Genomic DNA, 10,634 nt, shown 5'->3' on the forward strand with positions numbered 1-10,634 from the left:
CGGGAAGACCAACTTTTTTTATTGATTTACTCCAAAAATCGCTCATAAATTTCCCTATACTATAGTTAGCACATTGAAAGTATTGACAATTTACCATTAACTAAGTCTAAAATCCATAAAAAATCAATCAAGATATGCTATAGGTTATTTTATGTTTTTCAATGGGTTATCGAATGAAAGATAGATAGAATACTAAATAGGAATCGATCTGATAGTCTTAGACTTTGCTCATCGCCCAAGCAGCATTGTCAATGCTTACTATAGTAATGGACAGACAGAGCAATGATGGTAAACGTGCCCAAAGCTACGCAGTACTATCCCGATCATTACGTCGTACATCGTGCTAATCCTACAACACTCGCAGGTCCGATATTCTGGCTTTCTTACCTAGCAAAAGAACGCAGGAAGTTGCAAACAGGGAAGGGAACGCGCTTATACTCAACATCAAAGTTGAGTCGTAAAGCACTGGATTCGTAAATATCGCACAGGAAGCCCGTAGAGCGTTTTTCTTTGCAAGGTATCAAATCGTATCAGCCATATCATAAAAATCGCTTACAGCCTCGCTCAGAGCGTTTTAAGGCATGATTTGTAACTGGTTAACTTTATGCTTCGGTCAGATGCATGATAGTTCAACTATAGTTGCTATGCTGATAGATTCATACATCACTTCAAAATTCCTCGCGAAGCGAGGGACACGAACGAAGTGAGTGTCTGTGTACGATGTACTGTTTATAATATTTATATTTTATATATAGAGAAAACAGTACATTTCCGTATGTTTTTTAACCAGCATTAACTATCCGTCTTCGCTTCGCTTGACGGAACTCGCTTCGCTCGCCATTCAGGATATAACTTCAGCGTTTGAAACGATTTTCGCAACCCTTAGAACGTTTTGTTCAATGTTCATTGTCCGGTCAGAATCGAAGATAAAATATTTGATTTGGCCTGACACAGCTTTGGCACAGATCCTCTCCCATTTTGACACTTCCGCCCTGTGACAGAAGCGGAAGTTGAACAACCATCTGTGCGATCAAAATATAACAATATTTTGAAGGTGCAGCGGGTATCACTATCTTAAAACATGATATGTAAGAAGATAGGGGGCTGTGAGGAACCCAGATGGGATTTATCGTTGATGGAGCCAAGCTGAGATATCCGTTATGAAGAGACCAATAGCGCACAAAAATGATCGTCTGCCAGTGCCGAAAACGAATCACTTTACGCTTGAAGCGAGGCAGCGTGTTATCAATGGACTTGTTGCGACGGCTAAAGCTGACTTCGTATCCTTAGTTAACTGGCTGAAAACAGGTAAACAGAATGGTGAACCTATTCCGTTAGATAAATGCGAAAGTCTTCGAACTGCTATTCTTAATCTTGGGACCCTTAAAGCTGGTGTACAAACCGACTGGAAGCAGGTAATCCAGTTGATGGAAAAAGAAATCAAAAAAAGCCATCAACTGAATGCCTCGGTTCCTGCATCCTCGCAGCTTGTTACTGGTGTTCTAAGAAGTCTTAATGATATCAGCGAGAAGATCGCTGCGGGCAAAGCTGTTCCCGAGATGCTTGGCAGGCTCGAGAATATGCAGCAAATGATTGCCAACCTCAAGGATAATGAGGGGCTCATTAAAAGTATCAGCATTCTAACCCGAAGCGCACAGGATGCTTTGCGTGGCTATAGCAAGAAGCAGCCAAAATCAAAAATTAGGAGGCCTGAAAAAGCAAATCCTCTCCTTCGTGAAGAACAATCCTTTCGTGCTGAGTGTGCCCCACTAATCGGGGAAAACGATATTTTCATAATCGCTAGTTGCCTTATTTCAATGTCGGCTCGGTTGGGGCAGTCCCCTGTTAGCCTGGCTAAAAGAGCAGCCGCGTTAAAAGGTGTCATCAAAACTGGGCTTTTGCCCGAACTGCTGGAGTTACTTCAGCAGGATGTGGAGTTGAATGCCTTAGTTCCGCTCAACATAGACAAAGATGACATTACTCGTAGTGATGGTGGTAAGCTTGTGGGATTGACAGGGGTCATTGAGGGGGGCTCCTCTATCGGTGTGGAAGCGCAGCGTATTATTACCGCAGAACTTAAAAAGCTCGCGTATATCTCCGCAGTTCAGCGCGTTTATCTGGATACAGCTCGTTTAGGACTGGCTTTGGTAAACGATACTTTTAAGGTTATCGAGGAGGTAAAACGTATTGCTGAGAAGCACAATTGGAGTCCATTATCGGTTGCGGTGTATGCGACTTCCAAAACGCCTGGCATAAGGCCGGATATCGCCGGAGATGTGATTACTTTACTGGCACAGGATGAGATCCTTTCAGCGACCGTCAAACGATAACTTTATTTGTATTAGCTCAGATTTGACCTGACATAGGTGTGGCCCAGGGCTGGACTTAATCTGACAGTCCGCTCCGTGCCAGGAGCAGATGTTGTTGATATCAGTTTGTGTTGAGTAACGGGGAACATATCAACTGCAAAATGAGGCCTGTGTTTTCTATAAGTTCAGGTGAAAGTACATACCTTAACTAATCACCCCGGTGGCTATCGGGCAAGAGGCAACAATGGCGAAGAAACGCAAGGCGAAAAACTACATAACACCTGAGAAGATTGCAGCACGCAAGCAGGAAGAACAGCGTCATAAGCAAGCCGATGAGGTTATGGCCAACCTCAAGATCGGGAAAAGTCAGTACTTGGGCGTTTCTATTTGGAAGAATATCACCATCCAGCTGGCACGCGGAAAAAACGTCGCTGAAATCACGTACGATATGGAACGAGATACGTTGGTCGGCCAGTGCCGTACTATAGAGGTTAAACGCCTTCGAGCCAAAGAACATCAACAGCAAAGCAGAGCCAGTGCGGAAAAGATTGTAGCATCGCGCGTCCCGCCGCTAGCCACACCGGCTACCGTGGATAACCGCCAGAAACCGGGCAAACTCAGAGCCAAAACTCTTCATCTGCTGAAAAAAAAGCCCGCTAGCAGCAAAGTGGATGCGTGGACGATTGCACGCGACGTGTCACGGTCATCCGCACCTCAAAAGAAATTGACCTTTGGAGCGGTATTACATCAGAACCCAGTAGCTAAGCCTGAAGTTATCAGCTTTAGCGGAAACGAGAAGCGGTTAGAGGGGGCTGACACGCCAGCGGCTGCCATTAAAAGATACGATCTTCCGCTGCCTAAGCCTAGAGAGGCCACCATGAGGCGCAAACTGACGGGTATTGAGAAGGCCATGAAGATGGTTCCCGTTGCAAGCCGTCACGAGTTTGCGATGTTCGTACATAAACACCATGAAAGTGGTTACACAGCAGAACAACTGCTCGCACAGTACTTGGCTGCTGCAATTACTGCACCTGGAGCAAATGATTCAGTTGTTGTCGTGCCGAAGATTATTAACGAAACGGCCGCCGTAGAGTTGACCGCACCATTACCGGTATCTCACGATCCATTTAAAGAAGCGCGCTTACCAAACCTCCGCCAGACGCTGGATATCAGCATCGAAACGCCGAAAGGTATGGACGAGCTGGGAGAGCAGGATATCACTACGGTCAACCCGCTGCGCGATGGCCGCGAGCTGAAAGGCGGCTCCTCCGAACGTCTGGTGCGTCAGCGCGATGCGGCAATCCAGACTGAGTTTAAAGCAGAGCTTTGCTACAACTTCGGTTACCGTTGTGCCGTTTCCGGTAAACATCTGGGCGGTGTACTGGATGCCGCTCACATTGAAAGCGCGGCCAAAGGGGATTACAGCGCGAGCAACGGCATTCTGCTGTCACCTACTCTGCACCGCCTGTTTGACGCGAACAAGATGGGAATTAATCCTGAGACAATGACTGTTCATTTCAAACCAGGCATTGAGTTTGAGGAATATGAAGGCCGTGTGATCACCCCAATGCATTACCGCCTGAACAAAGACAAACTGGCTGCTCGCTGGGGTGAATACCTGAGAGACGCAAATTGAGATACGCCATGCAGCGCTACCTTGAAGCAGGGCATAAAAAAACTGCCGCTGTTGATACCAGTGTAATTTCCGCCACTAATCACCCTTTCCTAGTACTTCCTATATGGCCAGAAGCGGGCGTTACGCACAAACTCTAATGGTTAATGGGCGAGGTATCTAATGCGCTTACAGGACGATGATAAAGTCTTGAGTGTTCTGGCTGCAAAGTAATCTCTTGAGTTACGATTTATAAAGTGGAGTATATTGTTGTTTTAAAGATATCAGATCCAGGGTTCGCAATAGGGATGTAATGTTAGTGGCAAAATATTCAATTGCACATGGTAACAGTCTGCTATTTGCTCAGAGCGGACAGTCAGATTTGATTGTACTTTGTCTACTGTAACTGTCACTTCGAGCTAATACACTTATTTTGAACTAGATTACCAATTCCTTTTTGATCCGGTAGAACGTTGCACGACTGATATCAGCAGCTTTCATTATGTGAGCTGGTTTAACGTTCTGTGCCAACATTTCACGTACCACTTCACGGGCTTCCATATCTTTCTCTTTTCCCGTATACAAACCTGCCTGTTTTGCTCTCTCGATCCCCTGTGCCTGACGTTTACGGCGGGTTTCATAATCTTGTCGTGCCATTGTCGCAAGGATATCGATCAGCATAGCATTGACTGCCCGAAGAATGCCGCTGGTAAGGTCGTTGCCGGACATTTCAACCATCTGCCAGCTTGTTGGCAAATCCATCGAAACAATAACCAGTCCTTTACTGTTCAGCGTAGCTTTGAGTTCAGCCCATTCTTCATGTTGAAGACGACTGAGACGGTCAATCGATTCGATGAGAAGCAGATCGCCGGGTTGTGCTTCCTCAAGGAGATGCATCAGTTCCACACGCTCCAGCTTCGCACCACTGGCATTTTCAATGTATTCTCCGGCTACTTGCCAGTTTTTGCTTTGCGCAAATTCGCGCAGGCTAACTAATGCACGATCAGCATGCTGGCCTTCGGTAGATGCACGGCAGTAAATACGGACATTCATCATGCATTCTCTTTTGAGTGTTAAATGGATACCTATATGATACAGTGCGTGTTTTTGTTGTCAATAGAGTCAAATTCAACCCTATTGAGACTTTGTATCATGGTCTTTATCAGGTATACCCTAAAGAGACCTACAAGATGGAGAAAAACATCGACAATTTTGAAAGGAAGGGGATACCCGATTAGCCTTAACGCAGTAAACCACCCGCACAACGCGCTGAGATATCACTCTCCGAGGGAACTCCGGCGGCAGCGGGCGTTGTTAACTTAAAATACAAAAATTGTCCGGGAATGGCGGATCAAGAGCATCCGCAATATTACTCTTCTGGCGTGCAATTAGGCCAAGAGGGAATTAATAGCCAATTGGGAGTTTCTTGCTTGGTTTGTTTATTTCTTCCCTCAATTTGTATTGATTGTAAGGCTTGTAGCCACGTTCCCAACGACCGTTCGTATATTTCTTGCAGCGTCGCTCAATAACATGCTCCATTTTTTCAAGAATATTTTGTTCTAATTTGAATAACTGGTCATATGTACCATCATGCTGACGGGCGTCTGCTGATGCAACAGTTAGAAGAAGGTCTCTGCTTGGTCCACCGTTTTGGCAAAGAGAGTCATCCGGTACTTTGGACAGGTCTTTTGCAGTTAGCATGAGACCTGGTGACATCGCCCAGGAACTAGCTGATAATGATGCTACTGAAAGAATGGTAGTTACTAATAGCTTCTTCATTATATTATCCTTCTTTGAATTATCATTCCTACTATTAGGAAGTTAAAATATCTATATTGCTTTGAATTTTTTGAATGATTCTGAACTGCCTACTTGAGATGGATGCAAGAAGGTATATCAAAAATGATGACTGAAATTTTAATACAACCTTCGTAAGGTGATTTTGTTTCATTCTTCCATGAGTTCTATTTTTGTTACATGAGTGCCATTGCAGTATATTTTCAAATCTTCAGGCGGGGACTTCACTGCGTTACGGATTTTATTCATTGTATCTATCGTTAAAATATCGCAGCCTTCCATATACATAACCTTGCGAGTATCAATATCTGATATGTTAGTGAAACAGCTACTGACCCATGAATCAGGTATTTCAATTCCATGTATCAGTTTCATATACTCAATGATGAACGACTCTGTCATGTGAAATCGCCCGATCGTGTATTTTCCGATATACGCATTACCAGAAGACGAAGGTACCCAATCATTTTTTAAAACTAGAGTCTGTGCATTATTTCTCATTTTCAGACTCCAGTTCATGAATGCGATTGTTTGTCATGTCAACAAGGCATTTCTGTTCGTTATTGCAGTCGGATTTTTTCTTTATCCATTCTCTTTGAGAAGGGAGTAAGCGTTTTCGTGTTTCAGGGCTAAGGTTTTTCCAGACCGAATTTAGTTTCTCATCGCTTGCTTTATAACTGTGTGTATCGACATTTGAGGTTACTGCATTGTTTTTGATGGCTTCGCGGTTGTTATTATAGAAAATGGGTGCGCGAACTCCCTGAGCGTAGTCTTTAGCTGCTTTGTCCCACACACCTTGACCATTGGCAGTCAGTATCTTTCTGAATTCTGTAGTGTTGAAACTGTAATTGCGGATCTCGCCATTGAAATCTAGTTTCACGTTGACGATGGTAGACTTCGCAATGCCAGTCAAGAAATCCCCAGCTTCTGAACCAAGTGAACAGACTAATTCCTTCGTATCGTCGTTATTCTTTGGGCGTAGTCCGTGCATCGTGAATCTGCCGTTATCAGTTGTAGCAGTGATATCTACCAGCGGCACGATCGAGGATGATTGCTTTGTTATCGCGAAGCATATTCCCTTCAGATTTACATCCCTGTCCATTCCGAGAAACATCAGGGCGTTTTTGTCGTTGCTGGCGACACCTGCTGATTTCGCTTCTGGCAAGAAATAGACGGTACTGGAGGCGGCGGTTATAGCTGAAATGAGAACAACGCCTGATGCCATGATTTTTAAAGTTTTTATAAGGATAGTCATTCTGGATACCTTCTTTCTATTGCACTCCATCGGGGGCAGATCACCATCCCGTGAGTCTTGCTTGTGAGAAACACTACTCGAAGAATCATGATCTTACATTGATCTATAAAATCTATCAATAACGTAAAATTGATCTATAAAAGCGATCGATTGGGGTGTGTATAATTCCGAGATTGCTTTGATGTAACGGAAACGGAGACATGGCTATTGGGGGCGTTGGTAGGCTTCCCCTTGATAGGTATGCAAGGGGAGAGTGATTTACTGTAAAAGTTTTTCTAAGTCTTCCAGCGAGTTAATCTCGTATTTATTACCGTTGACAGTTGCATACGATTTATTTGTAGTGCTAGCTACCTTGATAGCCAATCCATTACCTTCGCTTTGGTTTACACCATCCTCCAGCTTGGTTATAAACGTCGGGTTTAGAATGCTGACTTCATGCTTGTCCTTAATATGCTGTGCAAATTTTTCAGGTGAAATCAGTTCATCAATGAAGGAGTGCAACACAAGCCCTTGCATTTTTAGTAAGTCATGATCATTAACTGTCTGTGCTTCTACATACGAAACACCAGGTGATCGGTTTCGATTGAACTTAATCACGATTCTCTGTTTTGTCTCGTCGGCGAAGGTTACTTCAAAATGACCATACCGCCCATCAATGTCATAGCAATCAATACGTTTGATAGCTTGCTTTATCTTCAACCTAATTCGCTTACGATCAGGGTTTTTAGTGTCATGAACATCGAAATTTCGGAATTGATCCCAGCCAGTTGTTTGAATTTCTGAGCGGCTGATTTTGTACTGTTGATATTCTCGCTCAAGCGTTATTTTTTTCTGTTTATTGGCATTAATCTGATCTGCCAATTCTTCGAGGTCATCTGTCAAAGTTGCCAGCTTTAACAGCTTTTTAACAGCTTCAGATGCCTTTTCAATCTCAGATTCGTACCAAGCCGTTTTATCTTCTTGGTGGTTGTTCCAGACGTGATCAGCGATTAGTTGCAAAACAGTGTGCTCAAGCTGGTATGACGTAAAACCTTTTTTACCGCAAGGTTTACCCTGAACGATTTTTGAACCACATATATAACGGTACTTGTTTTCACTTGAACCAGATTTGAACATGAAAGAACCACATTTTCCGCAAAAAAGAATACCGATACCTGAGAGTAGCGGGATTTCTGGTTCAGGGTTACCTGCTGGATATTTTGATGAATTACGAGTGATGGCGCGGTGTCGATCTAATTTCGAAAGTGTCAAGTAGTCCACCTCCGACATAAGAGCAGGGTAGTAATCAGGGATAATGAATGTTTCTTTTAACGGTTCATCTGATTCGGAATCGTATATGATGACACCTGATTCATCGCGTTTATCCAGCTTAAAGGTTTTTTGTCCGTGAACAGTGGGGTTCAAAAATGTCCTGATCAAATGTTTACCCCATTGTTCAGTTTTGGGTGTCAGCGCTTGACCTGTCTGGTCTTTATAAACCCTCTTTTTAGGGGCAGGGTAATGTTCGTTAAGATATCGTTGGATTCCAAGAAGAGTTTCACCGTTTTGTTTAAGTTCGATAATCTTCTGAGCTGCGGTAAAATATAGAGGATGTGGAGTAACGTATCCTGATTTTGTATCTACCCACCAAACATTCTGACCGACGGATTCTATTGCTTTTGCTGGTGTTCCCGATTCTCTTGTCAGGTTGTGTCGTATCAACGAACGGGCCTGGGCTTCAACTCGATTCTTTTTTGTCAACGACTCGTCGTGGGCGCGTGTGAACATCAACAATGAAATGATTAAATCGGTTGGATTATTCTTTACGTCCGCGTACTTATAGACCTTTTCATCCATGCCAGTAACAACGACTATCCCCCTGCTAAGTATGTTCTTGAATATATCCAAAGCGCTCCAGGCATCATCACGACTAATGCGGTCAAGATTTTCGACGACTAGCCACGAGCCAACGGGAACCTTAGCCCCAATCTGCTTGATGAACTCCGATAGCTTCCCTTCATGAGCATTTTTTCCTTTGAACGCAGACATGCCGAGATCGTGGAAAGCCGTTGTATCAAGTTCGAGATTATAACGGGCCGCAATTTTTAGAGCGGTATCTTGCTGACGCTCCAGGGAGTTACCTTCCCGTTGTTTCACAGATGAAAAACGCACGTACGAATACAGCTTGGGTTTCATTGAGTGTGATTCCCTTCGGATGGTATTGATTGATCAGATAGACCTGATGCTAACAGCAGGAATGTGAATTTTAAACAGTGAATAATTATATGTTAGGCAAGCCTGCAAATGTAAGGTGTTTTCAGTTATCTAAAGATAATTTATGTAAGATTTTTGGATCCAACCTTCGTCCCAAAGTTTGCAGTAGTCTACAACCGTCTCTGGGAATGTGTTCAACGAATCGAACAGATGCAATGACCTACCTAATCAAACTTGAGAATGATACTTGCCCTGTAACTGTAAGCATCTCACATAATAGTTTCATTCACATTTAGAGAGCCTCCGGCATAATCAATCAGCTAACAAAGGAGATCGCCATGCGTATAGTCCGTTTTACTGAATAGCAGATCATCGCCATGATTAAGTCGGTTTAAGCTGGACTAAATGCCAAAGGTGTAGGGCTGAAGGCAGACCTTTCAGAAGACACCTGCTACAACAGGAAGCCTCATTATTGCGATATAGACGTTTCTGATACTAAAGATACGGGATCTTAAGGACGAGAACTGACATCTTAAACAGATGATTACCAGTCTTTAAGCCTGAGCTGGTCATTCATCTAGCCAAGACATCCGGACTCAGTATCCGTCAGCCCAGTAGTTGTATGAAAATAAGCTGAGGGGATTTACGATTACCGTCCGGATATCTTACGTGACGAACCCGTTATTGCTGCATTGCAGGCGGTAGTAGAATGATATCCACAATACGATTTTTGCTAGCTGTACTTGATTCTGCGACGACAGGGATACCCGTGGCATCTCAATAAAATCCGCCCTATTTATACTCTGATGAAGCTGAATTATCACCGACAGGGAAAACACTGTTATCGGTGTGTAATCCCTCACCACTGGTCCTTGCGGAAACACTAAACCAAAGATGGTCGATCGATTTTATGCATGATTCCTTAGTCCGTTGTCGCACGTTTAAAGTAGTTCAAGATTGTAACCGGGAGGAGTTGCCGATTTGAATTGGCCTTATTTACCCGCTCCATGAGTGGTCTAGGGATCCGATAGGATTACGGTAAAGTCCGGCTATCCGTCTATGTTGCGCATGGATAATGGTCCGGAGTGTATTTTGCTGGTAGTGACGAATGTGTATGAAACATACTGAAACTGGAGTTTTAACCAGGCGGGTAAATCGATGTAGATTGCTTTTATGAGCATTTTAGCCGGAGATACCATACAGGAGAACCCGATTATTATCTGTACAGAGCACTGAATGAAGCACGAGAAATGACGGAAAAAATTGTTGTCAGAATATAGCCGTGAACGCCCGCATTAATTGTTGAATGATATGATAACGTAGGAATACTGCAAAAAAAATTATCTGGTCGGGATCTCAAAAATGCATGGGACAAAAAGGATCTATTAACAAATTTTAATAGAAAATTCCGCAACGTTACTGACAATCATGTTAAAAGGTATAGAAATGTAAATACATTATCCTATTA

General features: G+C 43.5%; 6 protein-coding genes and 2 pseudogenes. 4 read left to right on the forward strand and 4 right to left on the reverse strand.

Features of this window, described 5'->3' with window-relative positions:
• The first annotated feature begins 1,160 nt into the window (after nt 1-1,160).
• A complete protein-coding gene (locus URZ40_RS22680) occupies nt 1,161-2,330 on the forward strand; it encodes a hypothetical protein (protein ID WP_166720825.1) in 1,170 nt (389 codons plus the stop codon).
• 223 nt (nt 2,331-2,553) lie between these two features.
• Entirely contained in the window at nt 2,554-3,945 is a 1,392-nt protein-coding gene (locus URZ40_RS22685; protein ID WP_166720824.1) for an HNH endonuclease signature motif containing protein, read from the forward strand.
• Between the two features lie 414 nt (nt 3,946-4,359).
• On the opposite strand, the gene URZ40_RS22690 is transcribed toward URZ40_RS22685, so the two are convergent.
• The 4 genes from URZ40_RS22690 to URZ40_RS22705 form a co-directional block, all read right to left on the reverse strand.
• Nucleotides 4,360-4,974 carry a recombinase family protein gene (locus tag URZ40_RS22690; protein WP_003846897.1) on the reverse strand — a complete coding sequence of 205 codons (615 nt, stop codon included), beginning with the start codon at nt 4,972-4,974 and terminating at the stop codon, nt 4,360-4,362.
• A gap of 351 nt (nt 4,975-5,325) precedes the next feature.
• Complete coding sequence (locus URZ40_RS22695; RefSeq protein WP_048224154.1) at nt 5,326-5,700, reverse strand: hypothetical protein; 375 nt, start codon at nt 5,698-5,700, stop codon at nt 5,326-5,328.
• A gap of 508 nt (nt 5,701-6,208) precedes the next feature.
• Nucleotides 6,209-6,973 carry a lysozyme inhibitor LprI family protein gene (locus URZ40_RS22700; protein WP_208298127.1) on the reverse strand — a complete coding sequence of 255 codons (765 nt, stop codon included), beginning with the start codon at nt 6,971-6,973 and terminating at the stop codon, nt 6,209-6,211.
• A 258-nt stretch (nt 6,974-7,231) separates the two neighbouring features.
• A complete protein-coding gene (locus URZ40_RS22705; protein WP_090419475.1) occupies nt 7,232-9,148 on the reverse strand; it encodes a recombinase family protein in 1,917 nt (638 codons plus the stop codon).
• 95 nt (nt 9,149-9,243) lie between these two features.
• On the opposite strand from URZ40_RS22705, the pseudogene URZ40_RS22710 reads away from it, so the two are divergent.
• Nucleotides 9,244-9,462 (forward strand): annotated as a pseudogene (locus URZ40_RS22710) (hypothetical protein); the annotation flags it as partial.
• Nucleotides 9,463-9,543: 81 nt separating this feature from the next.
• Nucleotides 9,544-10,489: pseudogene (locus URZ40_RS22715) on the forward strand (integrase core domain-containing protein).
• Nucleotides 10,490-10,634 lie beyond the last annotated feature (145 nt).

It is taken from the genome of Enterobacter sp. 296B2 (assembly GCF_034106185.1).
Lineage (GTDB): Bacteria > Pseudomonadota > Gammaproteobacteria > Enterobacterales > Enterobacteriaceae > Enterobacter > Enterobacter cloacae_N.